The organism is Vagococcus sp. QWL-13, from assembly GCF_058683555.1.
The window spans coordinates 2,163,380-2,186,033 of the sequence record NZ_CM178746.1 but is presented as its reverse complement, the minus strand read 5'-3'; the positions used below and the strand labels follow the sequence as shown (position 1 = coordinate 2,186,033).

Sequence of the window (22,654 nt, the reverse complement as noted above, 5' to 3'; positions counted from 1 at the left end):
CAGTATCAGGGGCTGGCAAAACCAAAAAGAGAGATATTTATTGATGACATCATCCCTGATGGAATCTGACAAAGGAGGTGGAAAGCATGGCAGATAATTTTGGTTTGAAGATTGGTCTTGAAGGCGAGAAAGAATTTAAGAAGGCATTAACAGATATCAATCGCTCCTTTAAAGTACTTGGCTCTGAAATGAAACTGGTAGCTTCAGAATTTGATAAAAACGATAAGTCTGTCCAGGCACTTTCCGCCAGAAATTCAGTCCTCAATAAAGAGATTGAAACCCAAAAAAGCAAAATTGATACCTTGAGGTCGGCTCTAGAAAATGCAGCTACCTCCTTTGGAGAAACTGATAGAAGAACACAGAACTGGCAGATTCAGCTAAACAATGCTGAGGCGGCACTCAACAATATGGAGCGAGAGTTAAGTAGCAATAATGCTGCTCTTGAAGAAGCTAACTCCAATTATGATGATGCCGAAGATGCCCTCGATGACATGAACCGTGAAATGAACGATGTCACCGATAGTGCCGATGGTATGGGAAAAGAGATTGATGAGGCGGCTGACTCTGCTGAAAAGTCTGAATCTAAGTTTAAAGGCTTAGGTACAACTCTAAAATCTATCGGCATTGCCATGGGAGCAGTTGCTGTTGCAGCAGGTGCGGCGGCTGTTAAACTTGGTAAGGAAGTCATTTCCGCTTATGCTGACTACGAACAATTAGTCGGTGGTGTGGATACGCTTTTTAAAGAGAATTCTCAGCAGTTACAAGACTATGCATCGAATGCCTATAAGACGGCAGGTCTTTCTGCCAATGACTACATGGAAACCGTCACTTCCTTTTCTGCAAGCCTTATTTCTTCTCTTGGAGGGGATACTGAAAAAGCCGTTAAATATGCGGATATGGCAATTACTGATATGTCTGACAATGCCAATAAAATGGGTACAGACATGGAATCCATTCAAAATGCCTATCAGGGTTTTGCTAAGCAAAATTACACCATGCTGGATAACCTTAAACTAGGTTATGGCGGTACAAAAAGTGAAATGGAGCGACTCCTTGCTGATGCCGAGGCCATCTCTGGTATTGAGTATGATGTTTCTTCTTATGCCGATGTAGTTTCTGCCATCCATGTCATTCAAGAAAGCATGGGTATTGCTGGTACGACTGCTCTTGAAGCTGAGGAAACTATTTCAGGGTCCTTGAATGCTTTTGAATCTGCTTTACAAAATCTCTTAGTTGGTTTTGGAAATGCTGATGCGGATATGGAACAACTCAGTAAAAACATGGTGGATGCCTTTCAGTCGGTGGTAAAAAACATTACTCCAGTGATTGAAAATATCGTAAAGGCTTTACCTATAGCAATTGAAGCATTATTGGATGCGGTTTCTGATTTGTTACCGACACTACTTGCTACGGTGACAGATTTATTTACTCAGGTACTGAACGCACTGATGAACCTATTACCTACCTTAATACCGGTAGCGGTTGATTCCATCCTTACGATTGTGAATGCCTTGATTGAAAACTTACCACTGCTAGTGGATGCAGCCGTTCAGTTAATAGCAGCTTTAGTGGACGGTCTTGGGCAGGCTCTCCCAGAACTGATTCCTGCGGCAGTTAATGCAATTACTACGATTGTGCAAGGTTTGGTGGATAATCTACCTATGCTTCTCGATGCAGCACTGCAGTTAATACTTGGTTTGGCTCAGGGGCTACTCGAAGCGATCCCGCAACTAATTGAGGCTCTCCCTAAGATTATTTTGGCAATCGTTGATTTTATTATAAGCGCAATTCCTCAGATTATAGATGCAGGTATTCAGCTATTAACATCGCTGGTTACAGCCTTGCCTGAAATTATTACGGCAATTGTTGAGGCGATTCCACAGATTATTGATGGAATACTAAATGGGATTTTAAGTTCGATTCCACAACTCATACAAGCGGGTGTCGACTTACTTGTTGCACTGATTCAAAATCTACCGACCATTATTACCACCATTGTGGCGGCAATCCCTCAAATCATTTCAAGTATTGTAAATGCCTTAATTGGAAACATCGACAAGATCATTATGGCAGGGGTTCAGCTATTTGTAGCACTCATTCAGAATTTACCAACCATTGTAGTAGAGATCGTAAAAGCAGTGCCTCAGATTATTGGTGGCATCGTAAGAGCATTTACAAACTCCATGGGTTCCATCGTGACGGTGGGTGGCAACATTGTAAAAGGGTTATGGCAGGGTATTCAATCCCTTGCTTCTTGGTTATGGAATAAAGTCAGTGGTTGGATTAGTGGCATTTGGACTGGCATCAAGGATTTCTTCGGTATCAAATCACCATCGAAACAGATGGGGTGGGTTGGTGAAATGCTTGTGAAAGGTCTTGCAGGTTCTATCCAAGATAACGGTGATGAGGCTGTAAAAGCAGCTGAAATGATGAGCGAGGATATCAACGATGTGATGACCAGTCTGGCCAGCGATATGAGTACATCCTTGCCTACAGACTTTTCAGTGGATACTTCTGTAGGCGGCGTGATTTCAAATGCAGCGACCTCTTCCCTAGGTGGTGTCAGTGGGTCGCTAGTTACTGTACAGCAGATGATTGTACGAAGTGAAGATGATATCAGAAGGGTATCTCAGGAACTTTATAACTTAATTCAGACAGGCTCTCGTGCTCAGGGTCGGTTTTCTACAACATAAGGAGGTGTGCCGATGGGTTTTTCATATGACGATATTTCTTCAAAAAGCATGGGACTAAAAGCCAGGCTCACTTCCTGGCAGGTCTGTGGAGGAATGCGAAATTTCACCACCAACGTACCTGGAAAGTATGGGGTGACAGACTTTGGAGCTGATTTTGATTACCGAGAAATCAATGTAGCTTGCAATATCTATCCCAAGCATAGCTTTTCTGCTCTGGTGAGTACGCTTGATGAACTTTCAACATGGCTTGATCCCATGCAAGGGTTAAAAGAACTTGTTTTTGATGATGTACCCGACAGGTATTTCATGGCAAGGCTGAATGAAAAAGTGGACTGTGAACGACTCATTCGTTTTGCAGGAAGTTTTAACTTGAAGTTTTTCTGCCCTGACCCTTTTGCCTATGCCATTACAGATGAGGTCTATTTGATAGAAAGCGAAGGCAATCACACGATTTTAAGACAGACCGGCAATGTTGAATCCAATCCTATGTATCGCTTGAAGGGAATCATCACATCGGGTGTAAACAATTCTATTTCTGTTACAACCAATGGCTTGGAAATGAAAATAGTGAATGCTGTACTTTTGGCAGAAGAAACACTTGTCATTAATACAGATAAGATGACGGCTTATGTGGAAGACGAAAACGGGATAATCTTAAGAAACGCTTTGCCTTACCTAGAGGAGATTGATTTTCCAAGTCTCAATGTAGGCAATAATACCCTAGCAATAACAACAAATAATGCTGTATTTACTGCGCTTGAAATAAAGGCTGGTAGTAGATGGAGGTGATCGTGTGGCACTAAAAACAATTTTAAATAAACAGACAGATTTTACGGGAGAGTTCCCAGTCGAATATGCAAAATCCGGACTGTGGCGGTTCAATGATGTATCGGTAGATGAAAATGGCTATCTTGCAGACTCTTCTGGGTTAGATAGAAAAATAGAGCTTGTCAATTATCTAGGAACAACTGCAAGCCTTCAAAGCGGCCAAAAAGGAAGACAAATCCGAATCAACATCAACAATCCCGCTACAGAAAAAACCTACCTTAAAGTGGCCAATGATGGTACTTTCTTTTCGGAGATGGGAGAGCGAATACTTGTTGGCGGTTGGATGATACCGACTACTTATTCGGTGGGAAATACCTATTGCCCCATATTAAATACGCGCTATGGTCCTGGTCAGCCAATCTTTTATCTTTCGCTCTTTGCAGGCAGACCTAGAATCATGCTTTATAACGCTAGTGGTTCTCTTATACTCGACCAAACAACCACACCGCCTTTTTCACTTATCAATGGTGGAGTGTATTTTATTTGCATGGTCATAGAGCCAAACAATAAAAATGCATGGATTGTACTGGGAGATAAGACAAGTGGTGCAAGCTGGGTATCCCCGACCTATTCCTTTACAGGCACTTTAAATCCTAATTGTACAGCCGACATCATTATGGGTATGCATGCAGATACTTACTGGTATGCTGGAAGATTTGATGACTGGTTTTTTGATATGGATTCAAGTCTTACAACGGATGATTTGATTGATTATTTCAATGGGTCTCTTTTGACTAACGGTGGTGATATGGGCGGTGCTGTTGATGCCCTTAGCGTACCGGGAGTGGTGAGCTTAAAGGAAACAGAAGGTGTCTATCCAACGGAAGGAACACTATATACGGCTCCGGCAACGTGCAATCTATCTGGCACAGGTCGGGTCTCCGTTACCAGTGAATATATCTCTGGGGTATCTGCAGTTGGGCCGATAGAAACCTCAACAAGCGATGACCTAGTTCATTGGAGTGACTGGGTAGCCATCGCACTTGATGGAAAACTGGTATCTCCGAATAAGGCATACATTCGTTTTAGGGTTACGCTTACTACGGCAGATACGAGTAAGACCCCTCGAATTATTGATATCAGGCTATATGACATTCCAAAGTCACCTTATGAGAGGATTGGTTTTTCAAGACCGGTCGTACTGGATTCAAATGGGGCTTGGGAGGCTGTGTTAGAAAATGCTTATAACATTGTAGTAACCAGTGAAATCAATGGCGAGGATACGCTCTCCTTTATGATCCCTTACCGTGATACCAAGCGGGGATTCATTGATAGCGAAAAGAAAATCCAGATTGTTGATGACATCTATAAAGTAAGGACTTTGACGGATACAAAAGACAGCGAAGGAAATCTAGCGACTGAAGTGTATGCTGAAGCAGAGTTTTACGACCTGACTTTTTCAGTGCGAAAAGAAGAACATAAATTTGATGCAGAAACTGCTGAAGTGTCCATGGCATATGCGTTAGAAGGAACAGAGTGGAGTGTAGGCACAGTCAATGTTCGAACCAAAAGAACCTGGACGAGTACAGAAAAGAATGCACTATCCATCCTTCGCACGGTTGCGGACTTACATGGTGGAGACCTTGTCTTTGATTGCCCCAATCGGCTGGTCCATCTCTTAACGGTCTATGGTACGGATAGCGGTGCATTGTTTGCTTATAAGAAAAATATGAAGAGCATTAAAAGAGTCGTTGATACCAGAAGTCTTGTGACAAGGCTCTATGCCATTGGTAGCGAGGGTCTTACTTTTGCAGACATCAATGGAGGAAAGGCATATGTGGAGGACTATACGTATTCGTCTGATATTCGAATATCAACGCTTGATTGTTCTTCCTTTACCAATCCCTATCAGATGAAAGAATATACCGAGATGAGGCTTGCTCAGTATTCAAAACCAAACATCTCTTATGTTTTAAACGCAATGGATTTATCGGTGTTAACGGGTTATGAGCATGAAGCATGGTCGCTTGGCGATTATGTTCATGTAGAAGATAAAGATTTAGGACTGTCGGTGACAACTCGTGTTATACGAAGAGAATACAACTTACAAGAACCATGGAATACAGTATTAGAACTATCTACTACCCTTAAAAATCTGGGTAGTTCTGCAAGCCAGTGGGATAACGTGGCAGATTCTCTTGAAGGCACAAGTATGGTGACGAACAATGATATCCGTGAAATGGTGCCTTTTAATCTGCTGCGAAATTCTCGTGCTGATGATGGCATGGCTTACTGGATTAACTCAGGCTTTGAAGTAGATGGTGATAACGGTGTAAGTGGGTCGACATCCTTTAAGGCAATGGGTGTATCCAATATGACAAAGAGTATGGCTCAGACCATCTATCCGGCTAATCGCTCTAGCTACACGCTATCGGCACAAATCGCATCTGAAAACCTTGAAAAGCTGAGTAGCAATTCACAGGTTGGCATTGAAGTGGTTATTGAATATGAAGATGGGACGACAGAAACAAGGTTTATTGATTTGTATTAAGGAGGTGGATTGGTGGCCTATTTTTCAAGAACATCAGAAAAGATACTCCCAGAAAGCTACTCTTCTAAAGTAAAATCCATTACCATCCGTGTCTGTGTCACAAATTGCACAGGCACTTTTTATATTACGGATCTCTTTTTACAAGCAGGGTCAGTGGTCACGGGATGGGTAGGTCATCCCTGTGAAATAAGGTGGACGTTAGATGGCTAAGGTTAAATTTATAAGGTTGGCAGAAGTCATAAATAAAAAACAAGATAAACGTGTCATGAGTGTAAGCATAAAACCTACCCTCTATGATTGCACTGGCATGATTTGGTTTACGGACATCCAGTTACAAGAAGGACCTGTTCTAAATGGTTATGCGCCTCATACAGAAAGTAGGTTAGAAAAACTAAAGGAAGATGGCAGTATCAAGAATCCTGTTTGGTTTAACGGTGTGGTCCGTTCAGAGGAAACCATTATTTTATTTAATGTTGGTGAAACCTCTGCAGGACTTGATATTCATATCTATCCAAAGCTTTCTATGTCTGCTGGAACAGTGAAACTAAGCCAAGGTATAGGAGGGCAACAGGTCTCCTTCCCTGGAACCATTGGAAAAGATGTTGATTTGGCGCTCCTAGCATCTACACGAGCATGTACCAAAAACGGAGCAAGCGAACCCAAAGAGGGGTTCTATCAATACAGTGCTGCCTGGGACTCAAAGCACAAAGTGACCCTTGAAAAAGGGAAATCTGCAAGGGTGCTGTTTACCATGCAGGAAATGCAAGACGGAGGTGAACCATTCTAATGGAACGATTAAAAGGCAAGAAAATCATGGTATGGACTTTTATGGGAAATGCACGAATGTATGAAGCTTTAGAGAAATATGGAGATCGAATTGATACCATCGGTCTTTTTTCTTTTAAGGTACGAACTACAGGTGAAATTGTTGAGAGTGGTGTCACCATCAATAGTATGCTCCCCTACATCAACCGTTATCGTCACATCAAATGGTTACTGACCATTGCCAATGATGGAGCAAACAGTATTTTCAGAGCATTGAGAGACAACACAAATGGTGCTCAGGAACTGTTTCTATCCGAGCTTATTCGTATTATGGAAAAGTATCCTTGGTGCGATGGTATTGATATTGACCTAGAAAGGGGCGATGACTATTCCACTCATGCTGAGTCAACCGCCATGTTTCAAAATATTTACAACACCATCAAAGCCTATGATTCAAGCAAACTGATGAACATTTGCCTGCCGGGAATGACCAGTGTCAATGGTTCAGTAGGTGGTGAGAATTGGTGCGTTTATGGTGACCTAGACCCCTACTGCGATACCGCATCTATTATGAGTTATGGTATGGCTTGGTCGGGCTCTGCACCAGGTCCTGTATCTCCAAGGAGCTGGCTTGAAGGGATCTATGATTATGCTGTTACAGTGATGAATCCCGATAAGATTTTCTTTGGGATGCCTGCTTATGGCTGGAACTGGCAAATTTATGACACACCAGAAAACCTAGGTAAAGCCTATAGGGGAACGTCTCATACCTACTATGCGGCAAAATACTGGATGACAGGAGCCTATAATTTCACAGACGATGCTCCTCCTCAACCATTTATCCCCATCGTGGCTTATTGGGATGATGATAATAAAGTGCCTTGGGCATTACCTCATGTCTACGATTATATGGAAGGAAAAGATGCTACTCGCTATAACTATCCACTCTTATCTGCAAGCTACAATGGCAGGCAGTATCTGACGGCTTATGGCAAACAACAAAAGACAGCCTTTGGTACTGTTTATGTGGATCATGATGCCATGCCGGATAGTTATTCTGGTGTTGTTTCTGTTTCTAATAGCGTCACAACACTGGGGGATGAAGGTGCGGCAACCTATCATTTTACGCTTGCTCAGGCAGGTACTTATGATGTAGCAGTAAAGCTAGGCTTTCCATTTTGGGATAAGAATAATATTCTTATCTCCCTTGATGGAAATGAAGTAGATTTTTCTGAAAACAGACTGTGGTGGCCTTATTGGAGAACGACTTTCTGGGCGGTGCTTAAAAAAGGAGTGAGCCTTTCTGCAGGAACACACACCATCACCATTTCGCTTGGGGCAAAGGGTGTACAGTTTTATGGATTTAGAGTCTGTTCTTCATTTTCTGAGGAGCCATCAGTTGGTGAAGCAGAATATACCCTTGCTCCTAGACATTTCAAGGATGTAAATGGTGATATGGTAGGACCTGCAACTGGTTTTAAGTTGACGCTTGAAATGCTTAGAAGAAAAGCAGATTCTGCCCTTGTGTGGTATGAGGATTTTAGAGATGATAACCCTCTCCCCCAAAGCTACTGGACAACATTATCAGGCGAATGGAGTGTTTGGCAAGATACAAGCAGTTCGATGAATAGACCCTATTCCCAACTGGAGGGTAAGGGGCAGTTAGCATGGAACTACAACAATTTTTCAGATATCCATTTAAGGGCGCAGATTATTTTTCCTGAGACCTTTAGTGGCAAGGCGGGTGTTTTTATTGGAACGATTTATTGTTGCTTTAATTATGATAACCAGCATATTGAACTGTATGAAGGCTCTACTTTAAAAGGTAGTTATGCCACTAGCTTTTCAAAAACATCGGCCGCAAACATTCGATCGAATCCAAGCTTTTATACCCTAGAAATACGAAAGCGTGGCAATCAAGTGCGGGTCTATTCCTCTGCATCCAATACACTGCGCTTTATAGCCACTTGTTCGGATGTAACGGGTTATGCAGGTATTCGTTCGGATAATAAAGTCCATTGCCAGTTGCTTCGTTTAGGCGATGCCTGGACCTATGAGCCTTATGAGCGCTTTGACGTGCTTATGCCCGATGGAACATTTAAAACTTATGGGCGGCTATCAAGAAGTAACTGCACTTGGGATGAAGAATTCCAAGTGTTTACTTTAACAGTAGACCTTGAAGAATCAGCCACAAGAAGCGAAAGCATCTCCCTAGATTATGATTTTTTTCATTCAGATATGATGCCATCCATCCAGTGCGGAAAGGACTACAGTGTCACCATCATTCCAAGGGATATTAACATCTGGATATCTCGTATTTTCTTAGGTGATGGTGACGGATTTTCCATTCTTTATTATCAGGATGTGGATAGCCTTGTGTACTGGGCAAATGAAGCAGCTTATCGGTGGAAACTTCGAGGCATGTGTATGTGGTCACTAGGGCAGGAGGATTTAAGACTCTGGGAGTGGCTACCAAAACAAATAGAGTAATCAAAGGAACATCTGCAAAAGTAGGTGTTCTTTTTATTTCATCAAAAGGAGGAATTTTAAATGAAAGAAATATGGAACTGGATCCAAGTTGTGATAACAGCAATCGGTGGATTCTTCGGATGGTTTTTAGGAGGAGCAGACGGTTTTTTATATGCGCTACTAGTCTTTGTAGTCATCGACTATCTAACAGGTGTCTTATGTGCAATCGCTGATAAGACCCTATCAAGTGAAGTGGGATTTATCGGAATCAGCCGTAAAGTGCTGATTTTTGTTTTAGTGGGTGTAGCCAATATTTTAGATGTTTATGTGATTGGTGATGGGAGCGTACTAAGAACAGCGATTGTTTTCTTCTACTTATCAAATGAGGGAATTTCGCTGTTAGAAAATTCAGCTCACCTTGGACTACCTATCCCAGAAAAACTAAAAGATGTATTAAAGCAGCTCCATAAAAAGAACGAGGAGGAATAATCATGAAAACTAAAGGAATCGATATCAGCACGTGGCAAAAACCAAGTCAGATAAACTATGACCAACTTGCAAAAGAAGTTGATTTTGTCATCCTCCGAGCAGGATATACGGGCCACGGTACAGGAGTGAGTTTGCACAAGGATGATGCCTTTGAAAAACACTACAAAGCCTTTCACGAGAGAGGTATTCCTGTCGGTGTTTACTGGTACACCTGTGCCAATACCAAAACCAAGGGAATAGCAGAAGCGAAGAAATGCCTTGAAATTATCAAAGGCAAGACCATCTCCTACCCTGTATTTATTGATACAGAGGATAATTATCACCAGCGACCAAGTGGCAAGAAAGCCATTACCGATGCTTTAGTAGGCTTTTGTGAAACCATAGAAAACGCAGGCTATTATGCCGGTATCTATGCATCTAGTTCTTGGTTTCAAGATTTGACAGAACTGGATCGTCTAGCACCTTATGATTTCTGGGTCGCTCAGTGGTCGAGTAAAGAACCGACACTTCGTCATGGTATCTGGCAGTACACAAGCAAAGGTAAATTGAATGGTTATTCAGGCAATTTGGATATGAACTATGCCTATAAGGATTACAAAACGATTATCCAATGTGCAGGGCTAAATCATCTTGCCAAAGAAGAAAGCACACCTGCTCCTACAGAAAAGAAATCGATCGAGACGCTGGCCAAGGAAGTCATTCAAGGGTTGTGGGGTAATGGTGAAGAACGAAAGAAACGCTTAACGGATGCAGGCTATGATTATGTGGCAGTGCAATCAAAGGTCAATGAAATGCTATCTAGTAAAAAGTCTATTGATGCCATCGCAAAGGAAGTCATTCGTGGCGATTGGGGTAACGGACAAGATCGAAAAAACAAACTTACAAATGCCGGTTATGACTACATTTCGGTACAAAAAAGGGTCAATGAACTCTTGAAATAAGAAGTATCAAAAATGCTTATTGTACACTTTGCATATATTGAAAGTGACTAGAAATAAACTCAAAAATTCTATTTAATCTCAAAAAGAAAACCTGTGAAATCAATCTTTGTTATGGACTGATTTCACAGGTTTTAATTATTTAGGGTTTATTTCCTAGTCCCAACCAATGAAATCAATGAGTTTTTAACGACGTTCTTCAAGCTCTATCCTACAGCGACAGCCAGTGAACTTTCCTACTATGTGAATGACGGGATATTAAAACCAATCGGAAAAGAGTACATCTTTCAAGAACTGGTAAATCCTATTCACAATCGTAAGGATAATCAAGTCACGGTATCGCTGACAGTGGAGTATATCGACCAGCAGACCAAAGCAACGCAGGTATCTCAATTTGATTTGGTACTTGAAAAGAACGGGAGTAATTGGAAGATTATAGAATAACAAATATTGGTACATTATTACAGCTATTTTGTAATCACGTACTCTCTTTGATAAAAAATTGGAGATTCCTTTACAAATATGCTCTTACGTGCTATTATTTAAGTATCTATTTAAAAGGAGTTAATAAATATGCGGCAAGGTATTCTTAAATAAACTGTCAATTTGATAGTGGGAACAAATAATTGGATGTCCTTTTTTAGGAGGGCTTAGTTTTTTGTACCCAGTTTAAGAATACCTTTATCATGTGATTCTAAAGTATCCGGAGAATATCTGTATGCTTTGTATGCCTATGGTTATGCATAAAAATCCCAGTGATAAAAGTATTTATCACTGGGATTTTTATGCCCTTTTGGGTTTTTGAATGGAGGAAAATCACATGAAAATTATTAATATTGGAGTTTTAGCTCATGTTGATGCAGGAAAAACTACCTTAACAGAAAGCTTATTATATAACAGTGGAGCGATTACAGAATTAGGAAGCGTGGACAAAGGTACAACGAGGACGGATAATACGCTTTTAGAACGTCAGAGAGGAATTACAATTCAGACAGGAATAACCTCTTTTCAGTGGGAAAATACGAAGGTGAACATCATAGACACGCCAGGACATATGGATTTCTTAGCAGAAGTATATCGTTCATTATCAGTTTTAGATGGGGCAATTCTACTGATTTCTGCAAAAGATGGCGTACAAGCACAAACTCGTATATTATTTCATGCACTTAGGAAAATGGGGATTCCCACAATCTTTTTTATCAATAAGATTGACCAAAATGGAATTGATTTATCAACGGTTTATCAGGATATTAAAGAGAAACTTTCTGCCGAAATTGTAATCAAACAGAAGGTAGAACTGTATCCTAATATGTGTGTGACGAACTTTACCGAATCTGAACAATGGGATACGGTAATAGAGGGAAACGATGACCTTTTAGAGAAATATATGTCCGGTAAATCATTAGAAGCATTGGAACTCGAACAAGAGGAAAGCATAAGATTTCAGAATTGTTCTCTGTTCCCTCTTTATCATGGAAGTGCAAAAAGTAATATAGGGATTGATAACCTTATAGAAGTTATTACTAATAAATTTTATTCATCAACACATCGAGGTCCGTCTGAACTTTGCGGAAATGTTTTCAAAATTGAATATACAAAAAAAAGACAACGTCTTGCATATATACGCCTTTATAGTGGAGTACTACATTTACGAGATTCGGTTAGAGTATCAGAAAAAGAAAAAATAAAAGTTACAGAAATGTATACTTCAATAAATGGTGAATTATGTAAGATTGATAGAGCTTATTCTGGAGAAATTGTTATTTTGCAAAATGAGTTTTTGAAGTTAAATAGTGTTCTTGGAGATACAAAACTATTGCCACAGAGAAAAAAGATTGAAAATCCGCACCCTCTACTACAAACAACTGTTGAACCGAGTAAACCTGAACAGAGAGAAATGTTGCTTGATGCCCTTTTGGAAATCTCAGATAGTGATCCGCTTCTACGATATTACGTGGATTCTACGACACATGAAATTATACTTTCTTTCTTAGGGAAAGTACAAATGGAAGTGATTAGTGCACTGTTGCAAGAAAAGTATCATGTGGAGATAGAACTAAAAGAGCCTACAGTCATTTATATGGAGAGACCGTTAAAAAATGCAGAATATACCATTCACATCGAAGTGCCGCCAAATCCTTTCTGGGCTTCCATTGGTTTATCTGTATCACCGCTTCCGTTGGGAAGTGGAATGCAGTATGAGAGCTCGGTTTCTCTTGGATACTTAAATCAATCGTTTCAAAATGCAGTTATGGAGGGGATACGCTATGGCTGTGAACAAGGATTGTATGGTTGGAATGTGACGGACTGTAAAATCTGTTTTAAGTATGGCTTATACTATAGCCCTGTTAGTACCCCAGCAGATTTTCGGATGCTTGCTCCTATTGTATTGGAACAAGTCTTAAAAAAAGCTGGAACAGAATTGTTAGAGCCATATCTTAGTTTTAAAATTTATGCGCCACAGGAATATCTTTCACGAGCATACAACGATGCTCCTAAATATTGTGCGAACATCGTAGACACTCAATTGAAAAATAATGAGGTCATTCTTAGTGGAGAAATCCCTGCTCGGTGTATTCAAGAATATCGTAGTGATTTAACTTTCTTTACAAATGGACGTAGTGTTTGTTTAACAGAGTTAAAAGGGTACCATGTTACTACCGGTGAACCTGTTTGCCAGCCCCGTCGTCCAAATAGTCGGATAGATAAAGTACGATATATGTTCAATAAAATAACTTAGTGTATTTTATGTTGTTATATAAATATGGTTTCTTGTTAAATAAGATGAAATATTTTTTAATAAAGATTTGAATTAAAGTGTAAAGGAGGAGATAGTTATTATAAACTACAAGTGGATATTGTGTCCTGTATGTGGAAATAAAACACGATTAAAGATAAGGGAAGATACTGAATTAAAAAAATTCCCCCTCTATTGTCCGAAATGCAGACAAGAAAATTTAATTGAAATAAAGCAGTTCAAAGTAACTGTGATTACAGAGCCAGACGCAAAGACGCAGAGCCGATAATTTGAGGTTAATTCAATCTCATCTTATCGGCTCTTTCTGTTATGTATGAACTTTAACTAGTCTTTGACATTTCTTGATTCATTGATACCATTAGCTAATGCTTCCATGAGTGCTAATTCTCTATCAGTGAAGTTATCCATAAGTTTTTCTACCTGTAACCGTCTGGTGCTTTTTACAAGATCGTTGGCAGGTAAGAAAAATCCATCAACGCACACATGAAGTAATGATACAAGGTCATAAAGAACTTGTATACTTGGGTGTTGCCCCTTATTTTCAATATTGGTTAAGTAACGTGGGTCAATTTCAATCAATGCTCCCACTTGTTCACGAGTTAAACCTTGCTTCAATCGAGCTTCTTTAATGGCTAAACCAAAGGCTCTAAAATCATATCTATCTTCCTTTTTACGCATAATAAACCACCTCTATATATTTTCCTGTTCCTATCAAATTAGAAACAGGATGTCACTCCAAACATTTTGAAACATACATTCTGTACTAACTATGTAAATGAAGGAATGGATACGAAAGCATTACGGTATATTATGGGTTCACAAGTATAAACATGGCCTATCAAGGAGTACTTCTCTTTGGTAGGCTTTCTTTTTTTCTAAACCGTCAGATTCTATCACCTCCCGAGGCTACTAGGTAGAGGGCAACAAATAAATCGCCCTTTGGAAAGAGGTGATGGATATGAAACACAATCTCAAAATTAGTGTTTCTAAGAAACCACAGACAGGCGGACTTGTTGCCTACCGTAATGTGTCCGTAAGGGAACGAATTCTTCGCTTTCTTTTAGGGAGTAAACAGCGTGTAACGATTGTGATCCCTGGAGATAGCATCGAGGAACTTTCTATCTGTGAAATGACGAAAGGAGGAACTGACCTTGAGCAAAATAAAGTTACTGCTTGAAGTGGTAAATGATATGCGAAGTCTTGCTGACAGCATACAGGCAGTTTGCGATGCGATGACAGAAGGAGATCCTGCTCCAGGTGCAAAAGCTGCCACTGAACAAGAACCAGTAAAAGAGCCAGATATCCCACTTGAAAAAGTGCGTATGGTACTTGCTGAAAAGAGCCAGATTGGGTTTACTGCCGAAGTGCGAGGACTCATTCAGAAGTATGGTGCAGACAAGTTAAGTGCTGTTGATAAGACTTATTATGCTGACATCTTGAAAGATGCGGAGGAGCTTGGGAATGGGTAATCATGCAATATTATCTGCATCTTCATCCCACAGGTGGCTCAACTGCCTACCCTCTGCAAGACTTGAACAGGAGTTTGAAGACCAAAGTGGTGAGGCAGCAAAAGAAGGCACAGCGGCTCATGACCTGTGTGAACACAAACTAAAAAAGGCACTTCATATGAGAAGTCAGCGACCTATCTCTGAGTATAACTCTGATGAGATGGAGGAATGTGCAGATGCTTACGTGGACTTTGTTATGGAGCAGGTGGAACTTGCAAGAAAGTCTTGCACAGATCCTATCGTTCTTATTGAACAACGTCTTGACTTCTCTTGTTATGTTCCAGATGGTTTTGGGACAGGAGACTGTGTAATCATTTCAGATGACAGACTTCACATCGTAGACTTTAAGTATGGGCTGGGTGTGCTAGTTGATGCAGTCGACAATCCACAGATGAAACTGTATGCCCTAGGAGCACTTGGAATCTATGATCACCTGTATGACATCAAAGAAGTGTCTATGACAATCTTTCAGCCTAGAAGAGATAATGTCAGCACCTGGACAATACAGGTGGAAGAACTAAAAGACTGGGCTGAAGAGGAACTAAAGCCCAGAGCTGACAAAGCCTTCAACGGTGAGGGTGAATACATCCCCGGTCCATGGTGTACCTTCTGTAAAGCGGCAAACAAATGTAGGGCTAGAGCCGAAGAAAAACTGAAACTTGCAGAGAAAGAATTCAAGCTGCCTCCGTTACTGACGGACACAGAAATAGAAGAAATCTTACTTGTTCTTCCCGACCTTACCAAGTGGGCAAATGAAATAACAGCCTATGCCACTGATGCAGCAGTCAATCACGGTAAAGAGTGGAACGGCTTTAAAGTTGTGGAAGGTCGCTCGGTTCGCAAGTACAAAGATGAAGGAGCCATTGCAGAAAAAGCTGTAGCAGGTGGATATAAGGACATTTACAGAAAGAGCCTTATTCCGCTGACAGAGATGCAAAAACTGATGGGTAAATCCAAATTTGAGGAACTCCTCGGTGACCTCATTTACAAACCACCGGGTAAGCCGACTCTTGTTCCAAACTCAGATAAAAGACCGGCAATGAACGTAGCAGATGCTAAAAACGAATTTAACGAAATTATGGAGGATTAAATATTATGGCAAATATGCAAAACAAAACAAAAGTTATCACAGGTGTAAACTCAAGATTTTCTTACTTCCACGGATGGGAGCCTGTATCTATTAATGGTGGTGCAGAAAAGTACAGCGTATCCGTCCTTATTCCAAAGGATGACAAGGAAACCATTAATGCCATCCATGCAGCAGTTGATGCTGCCATTGAGGAAGGTATCGCAAAGTTTGGTGGTAAGAAACCAAACAAGGCAGCCATTAAACTACCGCTGCGTGATGGTGATGTAGAGCGTGATGATGAGGCTTATAAAGGCCATTACTTCATCAATGCGAATAGCAAGACAGCGCCACAGATTGTAGACAAAAGTGTTAAGCCGATACTGGATCGTAGTGAGGTGTACAGCGGTTGTTATGGTAGGGTTTCTCTTAACTTCTATGCCTTCAACTCAAATGGTAATAAAGGTGTAGCTTGTGGTCTTGGTAACATTCAAAAAATTAGAGACGGAGAACCTCTAGGCGGTAAGACTTCTGCAGTAGATGATTTTACGACTCTTGTCGATGATGACTTCCTTGCCTAATAGAAACAATAAACTTGACGGTGGTGGAGGTCTTCCCTCTGCCACCTTTTTCATTTAGGAAAGGTGGTAGCTATGAAAAACTTAGAAATTGATATAGAAACCTATTCATCTACCAATCTACAAAAGAGTGGTGTTTATCGTTACGTAGAAGCAGATGATTTTGAGGTGATGCTGTTTGGTTATGCGGTTGACGGTGATGAAGTTAAGGTCATCGATTTGATGAATGGAGAAAAGATTCCAAAAGAAATCCTAGATGCCTTAACCGATGAAACCATTACGAAGTGGGCATTTAATGCTCAGTTTGAGCGAGTCTGTCTTTCACGTTATTTGGGCTACCCCACTGGAACTTATCTAAATCCTTCCTCATGGAAATGTTCCATGGTTTGGTCTGCCTATATGGGACTTCCTCTTTCTTTAGAAGGTGTAGGTGCAGTGCTAGGACTTGAGAAGCAAAAGCTGACGGAGGGTAAAGACCTGATACGATACTTTTGTGTTCCATGTACTCCGACTAAAACAAATGGTGGTAGGACCCGTAACCTACCCACTGATGAAATCGATAAGTGGCAAAAGTTCAAAGCATATAACAAGCGTGATGTGGAGGCAGAAATCCAGATACAACAAAGATTGATCAAGTTTCCAGTGCCAGAGGAAATCTGGGATGAGTATCATCTCGACCAAGAAATCAACGATCGAGGGATAAAGGTTGATATGGATTTTGTTAAGCAGGCCATCGCTATGGATGACATCTCTCATGAAAAACTACTAACCGCCATGCAGCAGATAACACATCTCGAAAACCCAAACTCCGTACAACAGATGAAAGGCTGGCTTTCAGATAACGGTCTAGAGATGGAGACTCTCGGGAAAAAAGCTGTCGCTGAGAAACTTGAGGAAACAGATGGTGAACTAAATGAAGTTCTTTCACTTCGTCAGCAACTGGCAAAATCTTCGGTAAAGAAATATACAGCAATGGAAAATGCGGTTTGTGCAGATTCTCGCGCCAGAGGAATGTTTCAGTTTTATGGAGCCAACAGAACCGGCCGCTTTGCCGGTAGGCTTGTGCAATTGCAAAATCTCCCTCAAAACCATATGCCAGACTTAAAAGAGGCGCGCACTATTGTCAGAAATGGTGATGTTGAAACACTGGAAATGCTCTATGAAGATATACCCGATACACTCTCTCAACTAATTCGTACAGCCTTTGTACCAAAAGAAGGTCATAAGTTTATTGTGGCTGACTTTTCAGCCATTGAGGCTCGTGTGCTTTCATGGCTTGCAGGTGAGACATGGCGAACGGATGTATTTGCTAGTAGTGGTGATATCTACTGCGCATCTGCCTCCCAGATGTTTGGTGTTTCCGTTGAAAAGCATGGTGTGAACGGTCACTTGAGACAGAAGGGTAAAATTGCTGAATTGGCACTTGGATATGGTGGTTCTGTTGGTGCGCTAAAAGCCATGGGTGCATTAGAGATGGGGCTTGAAGAGGAAGAATTAAAACCGCTTGTGAATGCCTGGAGAATGTCTAATCCCAACATCACACAGTTCTGGTGGGATGTAGATCGGGCGGCTAAACAATGCGTAAAGGAAAATAAATCACAAGAAACCCATGGCATCGAGTTTCATTGTCTTAGTGGCATGCTTTTTATCATTCTTCCCTCAGGTAGACGGCTTGCCTATGTAAAACCTCGAATCGGTGAGAATCAGTTTGGTGGTGAGTCTGTTACCTATGAAGGAGTAGGTGGAACAAAGAAATGGGAGCGTCTTGAAAGTTACGGTCCTAAGTTTGTAGAGAATATTGTTCAAGCCATCTCCCGTGATATTTTAATGTATTCAATGAAGATGCTTAGTACTTATCGTATTGTGGCTCATGTCCATGATGAAGTCATTGTTGAAGCCAATACTCAAATATCTGTTACTGAAGTATGTAAACAGATGAGTCAAGTGCCACCTTGGGCAAAAGGGCTGCTCCTTGATGCCGATGGCTATGAATGTGAATTTTATCAAAAAGATTAAAGAAATCATCAGATTTCACCTCCTGCCGTGGCTACTAGGTAGGAGGTGTTTTTCTATGAACATTTATGAAGTAAAAGATGGTTGTCCGTTAAAGGGCAAAACCGATCAGATGACAGAGGAAGAATTACAAAAGGAATATGACTTTCATATAGCCGAGAGTATTGTCGCAAACCTATATAAAGAAGGCAAAATCACAGTGGATGAATTACACAAAATATCAGCCTTGAACAAGCAGAAATTCTCTCCCCGTTTAGCCGAGATTATGTCCTAAAAAACTTGCTATTAATAGCTTTTAGAGTGATGTATGTAATGGGCGAAAGCGAGGTGAGATGATGAAAAAGATAACAAAAATAGATGAACTGCCCCAGGGACAACTACCTAATACGAAACTTAGGGTTGCCGCCTATGCCAGGGTCTCAACCGATAGTGATGAACAGCTTGAAAGCCTTAAAGCACAGCGTGAACACTATGAGCGCTATATTAAGTCTAATCCAGAATGGGTATTTGCTGGTCTTTATTATGACGAAGGGATCTCCGGCACCAAGATGGAGAAACGGACTGAACTGCTCCGCATGATACGAGATTGTAAGCAAGGTCGGATAGATTTTATTATCACCAAATCAATCAGCCGCTTTGCTCGTAATACAGTAGATTGTCTAGAGTTAGTAAGAAAACTGATTGATATCGGTGTTTATATTTATTTTGAAAAAGAGAATCTAAATACGGGTGATATGGAAAGTGAACTGATGCTTTCTATCCTTTCTGGATTTGCTGCAGAAGAGTCTGCATCTATTTCACAAAACTCAACATGGTCCATTCAAAAGAGATTTCAAAATGGCAGTTATGTTGGTACTGCACCGTATGGATATTCCAAGACGGATGGCAAGATGTTTATAGTTTCAGATGAAGCTGAAATCATCAAACGTATTTTTTCTGAATTCCTATCTGGAAAAGGTAGCAGTACCATAGCAAGAGGTTTGAACAAAGATAAGATTCCTGCTAAACGAGGGAATCACTGGAGTTCAGGCACGATCATTGACATGCTTAGAAATGAAAAATATATGGGTGATGTTTTGCTGCAAAAGACTTACACCGATAGTAACTACAATCGCCATCCAAACACAGGAGAAAAAGACCAGTACTATTACAAGGACAATCATGAAGCAATTATTAGTAGAGAAGACTTTGCTAAGGCACAAGATCTCATTGATGAAAGAGCCAAGATGAAGTGTAAGGGCGTGAAAAAGAACGTTTATCTTAATCGATATGCTTTAAGTGGCAAGATGGTCTGTGGAGAGTGTGGTCGCAATTTCAGGAGAAAGACAAACTACTCAGTTGGTAGGAGTTACATTGCTTGGAGTTGCATCGGTCATATCGAAGACAAAGAGAGTTGCTCCATGTTGTTCTTACGAGATGGGGAAATCAAAGCCACATTTACAACCCTGATGAATAAGCTTGCTTTCAGTAACAAACTAATCCTAGAGCCACTTTTCAAATCAATTAGCCAAATCGATGAAGAAAGCGACCGTGAAAGAATGGATGCTATTGATAAGCGAATGGAGCAACTCATGGAAGAACGCAACACCCTTATTACACTGATGGCCAAAGGTTTCCTTGAGCCAGCTCTTTTTAATCAGGAACGAAATGTTTTAGATAGTGAGATGAAAAATCTTTCAACTGAAAAAACAAACCTTGTATCAAATTCCACAAGTGGGGTTTTGCGAGCAAACGAGATAAAGGACCTCATTGATTACGTGTCAGCAGATAATTTTAATGGTGACTACACGGAAGAACTATTTGAAGAATTTGTAGAGAACATCATTGTAAATTCCAGGGATGAGCTGACATTCAATTTGAAATGCGGTCTCTCCCTGAAAGAAAAGGTGGTGAGATAAATGGCATATATTCCATATGGATACAAAATTCAAGATGGAGTGGTTACTGTCGATGAAAAGGCAGCAGGTCAAGTAAAGGTATTCTTTGAGAAATACATATCAGGACTATCCCTTACAGTGGCTGGCGAACAGGCAGGTATTGATAAGACACATTCTGTGATGGGTCGCATTTTGAAAAACGTCAACTACCTTGGAAATGATACGTATCCAGCAATTATTGATAAAGAGATATTTGATAAAGCTGAAGAAGTTAGAGATAAGCGTGCAAAGGATTTAGGACGAGTGGTAGAGCTTGCCGCTTTCACCTCTCCCCCTCCCAAAGAACGATTCAAAATGAAAAAGGCAGATAATAAGATGCCAGTTGATCCTTTTGAACGAGCAGAATACTTATACAGTCTGATAGAAAGCGAGGAATAAAGTGACAGAGAAAAATATAATGGTTATTCCTGCTCGTAAAAGAGTAGGAAGTACAGCCGCAAAAGAAAAGATAAAGAAACTTCGTGTTGCTGCCTATTGCCGTGTTTCTACAGAAACAGAAGAACAAAATTCTAGCTATGAGGTTCAGGTCGCACACTATACAGAGTTTATAAAGAAGAATACTAAGTGGGAGTTTGCTGGCATCTTTGCAGATGATGGTATCTCCGGTACAAACACAAAAAAGCGCGACGAATTTAATCGTATGATTGCAGAGTGCATGGACGGTAACATCGATATGGTTATTACAAAATCCATAAGCCGATTTGCACGTAACACCCTAGACTGCCTTCAATATATTAGACAGCTCAAGGATAAGAACATATCTGTCTATTTTGAAAAAGAGAACATAAACACAATGGATGCAAAAGGTGAGGTTTTGCTGACGATTATGGCATCTTTGGCACAACAGGAAAGCCAGAGCCTTTCACAAAACGTTAAGCTTGGGCTACAGTACCGATACCAACAAGGAAAGGTGCAGGTCAACCATAAGCGATTTATGGGCTACACGAAAGATGAAGATGGAAATTTAATTATTGTCCCCGAAGAAGCTGAGATTATCAAACGCATCTACCGAGAATACCTTGAAGGTCAGAGTCTAGTGGGTATTGGTCGAGGTCTTGAAAAGGATGGTATTTTAACAGCAGCGGGAAAACCAAGATGGCGACCAGAATCAGTTAAGAAGATACTTCAAAACGAAAAATACATCGGAGATGCCCTTCTGCAAAAGACTGTCACAGTAGATTTTCTAACCAAGAAACGAGTTAAGAATGAAGGTCATCTTCCCCAGTATTATGTTGAAAATAGCCATGAGGCGATTATTCCTAAAGAGTTATTTTTGCAGGTGCAAGAAGAAATTCATCGAAGAAGCAATATCTACACAGGAGAAGGCAAGAACAAACGAATTTATAGTAGTAAGTACGCATTAAGTGCCATCACCTTCTGTGGAGATTGTGGCGATATTTATAGACGGGTCTATTGGAATATCCACGGAAGAAAAGAATTTGTCTGGCGATGTGTGACTAGAATCGAGCAAGGTCCTGAAGTTTGTAAGAACCGAACCGTAAAAGAAGATGAACTCTATGGTGCTGTAATGACCGCAATTAATAAGCTACTTGCAGGTGGCAACAACATGATAAAGACCCTGGAAGAGAACATTCATGCTGTGATTGGTGAAACGACAGAATACCAAATTTCAGAGATTAACAACTTACTGGAGGAAAAGCAAAAAGAACTTATCAAGCTGGCGAACAAGGGTCAAGACTATGAACACCTAGCAGATGAGATTGATGAGCTGAGAGACAAGCGACAGATCCTTTTAGTAGAAGATGCCTCCTTAAGTGGTGAGAATGAGCGGATCAACGAACTGATAGAATTTATCCGTACCAACAAATATCGGACTTTACTATATGATGATACCCTTGTAAGGAAGATCATCCAAAATGTTACGGTGTATGATGACCACTTTGTAGTATGCTTTAAATCAGGCATTGAAATTGGAGTATGAGACGCATTCCACAGTTTTGTTTATAATTGTATTCTTGTATTGAACATATCATCTTTTTGTGTTAAAATATACGATGATACAAATAAGAATTTAGGAGGAACCGAAACTATGACAGCCTCAATGCGTTTAAGATAAGCGGGCAATAAAAAAAGCAGAATCTATCCCCGATGATAGGCTTT

Annotated in this window: 19 protein-coding genes and 2 pseudogenes; 20 read left to right on the top strand and 1 reads right to left on the bottom strand. The window is 40.6% G+C overall.

What is annotated here, in order from left to right; all coding sequences use genetic code 11:
* The first annotated feature begins 86 nt into the window (after nt 1–86).
* From AC4PHI_RS10185 to AC4PHI_RS10135, 11 genes and pseudogenes are all read left to right on the top strand, one after another.
* Entirely contained in the window at nt 87–2,693 is a 2,607-nt protein-coding gene (locus tag AC4PHI_RS10185) for a phage tail protein (RefSeq protein ID WP_492199771.1), read from the top strand.
* Between the two features lie 12 nt (nt 2,694–2,705).
* Entirely contained in the window at nt 2,706–3,482 is a 777-nt protein-coding gene (locus tag AC4PHI_RS10180; protein WP_492199770.1) for a distal tail protein Dit, read from the top strand.
* 4 nt (nt 3,483–3,486) lie between these two features.
* Nucleotides 3,487–6,012 carry a phage tail spike protein gene (locus AC4PHI_RS10175; RefSeq protein WP_492199769.1) on the top strand — a complete coding sequence of 842 codons (2,526 nt, stop codon included), beginning with the start codon at nt 3,487–3,489 and terminating at the stop codon, nt 6,010–6,012.
* A 202-nt stretch (nt 6,013–6,214) separates the two neighbouring features.
* On the top strand, nt 6,215–6,799 hold the full coding sequence (locus tag AC4PHI_RS10170; protein WP_117474503.1) for a hypothetical protein: 585 nt from the start codon (nt 6,215–6,217) through the stop codon (nt 6,797–6,799).
* Complete coding sequence (locus AC4PHI_RS10165; protein ID WP_492199768.1) at nt 6,799–9,267, top strand: glycosyl hydrolase family 18 protein; 2,469 nt, start codon at nt 6,799–6,801, stop codon at nt 9,265–9,267. Before AC4PHI_RS10170 ends, AC4PHI_RS10165 begins: the two co-directional genes overlap by 1 nt.
* A gap of 60 nt (nt 9,268–9,327) precedes the next feature.
* On the top strand, nt 9,328–9,735 hold the full coding sequence (locus AC4PHI_RS10160) for a phage holin family protein (protein ID WP_138190523.1): 408 nt from the start codon (nt 9,328–9,330) through the stop codon (nt 9,733–9,735).
* Between the two features lie 2 nt (nt 9,736–9,737).
* Nucleotides 9,738–10,676 (top strand): GH25 family lysozyme, encoded by a 939-nt coding sequence (locus tag AC4PHI_RS10155; RefSeq protein ID WP_492199767.1) that lies wholly within the window; start codon nt 9,738–9,740, stop codon nt 10,674–10,676.
* A 156-nt stretch (nt 10,677–10,832) separates the two neighbouring features.
* Nucleotides 10,833–11,117, top strand: a pseudogene (locus AC4PHI_RS10150) (conjugal transfer protein); the annotation flags it as partial.
* A gap of 313 nt (nt 11,118–11,430) precedes the next feature.
* A pseudogene (locus tag AC4PHI_RS10145) lies at nt 11,431–11,478 on the top strand (hypothetical protein); the annotation flags it as partial.
* A 15-nt stretch (nt 11,479–11,493) separates the two neighbouring features.
* Complete coding sequence (gene tet(M) / locus AC4PHI_RS10140) at nt 11,494–13,413, top strand: tetracycline resistance ribosomal protection protein Tet(M) (protein WP_000691736.1); 1,920 nt, start codon at nt 11,494–11,496, stop codon at nt 13,411–13,413.
* Between the two features lie 118 nt (nt 13,414–13,531).
* Complete coding sequence (locus AC4PHI_RS10135; protein ID WP_000336323.1) at nt 13,532–13,699, top strand: cysteine-rich KTR domain-containing protein; 168 nt, start codon at nt 13,532–13,534, stop codon at nt 13,697–13,699.
* Between the two features lie 56 nt (nt 13,700–13,755).
* Here AC4PHI_RS10135 and AC4PHI_RS10130 read toward each other — a convergent pair whose 3' ends face one another.
* Nucleotides 13,756–14,109 carry a helix-turn-helix domain-containing protein gene (locus tag AC4PHI_RS10130; RefSeq protein WP_492199766.1) on the bottom strand — a complete coding sequence of 118 codons (354 nt, stop codon included), beginning with the start codon at nt 14,107–14,109 and terminating at the stop codon, nt 13,756–13,758.
* 280 nt (nt 14,110–14,389) lie between these two features.
* Between AC4PHI_RS10130 and AC4PHI_RS10125 the strand changes: the two genes are divergently transcribed.
* The 9 genes from AC4PHI_RS10125 (at nt 14,390) to AC4PHI_RS10085 (ending at nt 22,475) form a co-directional block, all read left to right on the top strand.
* Nucleotides 14,390–14,608 (top strand): hypothetical protein, encoded by a 219-nt coding sequence (locus tag AC4PHI_RS10125; RefSeq protein ID WP_492199765.1) that lies wholly within the window; start codon nt 14,390–14,392, stop codon nt 14,606–14,608.
* The gene (locus AC4PHI_RS10120; protein ID WP_492199764.1) at nt 14,583–14,900 is read left to right on the top strand and encodes an rRNA biogenesis protein rrp5; all 318 of its coding nucleotides are present in this window, start codon (nt 14,583–14,585) and stop codon (nt 14,898–14,900) included. The genes AC4PHI_RS10125 and AC4PHI_RS10120 overlap by 26 nt, the downstream gene beginning before the upstream one ends.
* Entirely contained in the window at nt 14,893–16,029 is a 1,137-nt protein-coding gene (locus tag AC4PHI_RS10115) for a DUF2800 domain-containing protein (protein ID WP_492199763.1), read from the top strand. Before AC4PHI_RS10120 ends, AC4PHI_RS10115 begins: the two co-directional genes overlap by 8 nt.
* A 14-nt stretch (nt 16,030–16,043) precedes the next feature.
* Nucleotides 16,044–16,586 carry a DUF2815 family protein gene (locus AC4PHI_RS10110; RefSeq protein WP_425354863.1) on the top strand — a complete coding sequence of 181 codons (543 nt, stop codon included), beginning with the start codon at nt 16,044–16,046 and terminating at the stop codon, nt 16,584–16,586.
* Between the two features lie 72 nt (nt 16,587–16,658).
* Nucleotides 16,659–18,599, top strand: a complete 1,941-nt coding sequence (locus AC4PHI_RS10105) for a DNA polymerase (RefSeq protein WP_492199762.1) — start codon at nt 16,659–16,661, stop codon at nt 18,597–18,599.
* 55 nt (nt 18,600–18,654) lie between these two features.
* Nucleotides 18,655–18,870: an SHOCT domain-containing protein gene (locus AC4PHI_RS10100; RefSeq protein ID WP_214710947.1), complete on the top strand. Its 216-nt coding sequence runs from the start codon at nt 18,655–18,657 to the stop codon at nt 18,868–18,870.
* Nucleotides 18,871–18,931: 61 nt separating this feature from the next.
* Nucleotides 18,932–20,494: a recombinase family protein gene (locus AC4PHI_RS10095; RefSeq protein WP_492199761.1), complete on the top strand. Its 1,563-nt coding sequence runs from the start codon at nt 18,932–18,934 to the stop codon at nt 20,492–20,494.
* On the top strand, nt 20,495–20,911 hold the full coding sequence (locus AC4PHI_RS10090; RefSeq protein ID WP_061106162.1) for a hypothetical protein: 417 nt from the start codon (nt 20,495–20,497) through the stop codon (nt 20,909–20,911).
* Between the two features lie 19 nt (nt 20,912–20,930).
* A complete protein-coding gene (locus AC4PHI_RS10085; protein WP_492201582.1) occupies nt 20,931–22,475 on the top strand; it encodes a recombinase family protein in 1,545 nt (514 codons plus the stop codon).
* The last annotated feature ends 179 nt before the right edge of the window (nt 22,476–22,654 follow it).

What these genes read in the sequence shown, in the direction of transcription:
- AC4PHI_RS10180 (WP_492199770.1), top strand. Translation starts at nt 2,706, where the DNA reads ATGGGTTTTTCATATGACGATATTTCTTCAAAAAGCATGGGACTAAAA.
- AC4PHI_RS10095 (WP_492199761.1), top strand. Translation starts at nt 18,932, where the DNA reads ATGAAAAAGATAACAAAAATAGATGAACTGCCCCAGGGACAACTACCT.
- AC4PHI_RS10115 (WP_492199763.1), top strand. Translation starts at nt 14,893, where the DNA reads ATGGGTAATCATGCAATATTATCTGCATCTTCATCCCACAGGTGGCTC.
- AC4PHI_RS10130 (WP_492199766.1), bottom strand. Translation starts at nt 14,109, where the DNA reads ATGCGTAAAAAGGAAGATAGATATGATTTTAGAGCCTTTGGTTTAGCC.
- AC4PHI_RS10105 (WP_492199762.1), top strand. Translation starts at nt 16,659, where the DNA reads ATGAAAAACTTAGAAATTGATATAGAAACCTATTCATCTACCAATCTA.
- AC4PHI_RS10100 (WP_214710947.1), top strand. Translation starts at nt 18,655, where the DNA reads ATGAACATTTATGAAGTAAAAGATGGTTGTCCGTTAAAGGGCAAAACC.
- AC4PHI_RS10085 (WP_492201582.1), top strand. Translation starts at nt 20,931, where the DNA reads ATGGTTATTCCTGCTCGTAAAAGAGTAGGAAGTACAGCCGCAAAAGAA.
- AC4PHI_RS10110 (WP_425354863.1), top strand. Translation starts at nt 16,044, where the DNA reads ATGCAAAACAAAACAAAAGTTATCACAGGTGTAAACTCAAGATTTTCT.
- AC4PHI_RS10090 (WP_061106162.1), top strand. Translation starts at nt 20,495, where the DNA reads ATGGCATATATTCCATATGGATACAAAATTCAAGATGGAGTGGTTACT.
- AC4PHI_RS10170 (WP_117474503.1), top strand. Translation starts at nt 6,215, where the DNA reads ATGGCTAAGGTTAAATTTATAAGGTTGGCAGAAGTCATAAATAAAAAA.
- AC4PHI_RS10185 (WP_492199771.1), top strand. Translation starts at nt 87, where the DNA reads ATGGCAGATAATTTTGGTTTGAAGATTGGTCTTGAAGGCGAGAAAGAA.
- AC4PHI_RS10155 (WP_492199767.1), top strand. Translation starts at nt 9,738, where the DNA reads ATGAAAACTAAAGGAATCGATATCAGCACGTGGCAAAAACCAAGTCAG.
- AC4PHI_RS10165 (WP_492199768.1), top strand. Translation starts at nt 6,799, where the DNA reads ATGGAACGATTAAAAGGCAAGAAAATCATGGTATGGACTTTTATGGGA.
- AC4PHI_RS10125 (WP_492199765.1), top strand. Translation starts at nt 14,390, where the DNA reads ATGAAACACAATCTCAAAATTAGTGTTTCTAAGAAACCACAGACAGGC.
- AC4PHI_RS10160 (WP_138190523.1), top strand. Translation starts at nt 9,328, where the DNA reads ATGAAAGAAATATGGAACTGGATCCAAGTTGTGATAACAGCAATCGGT.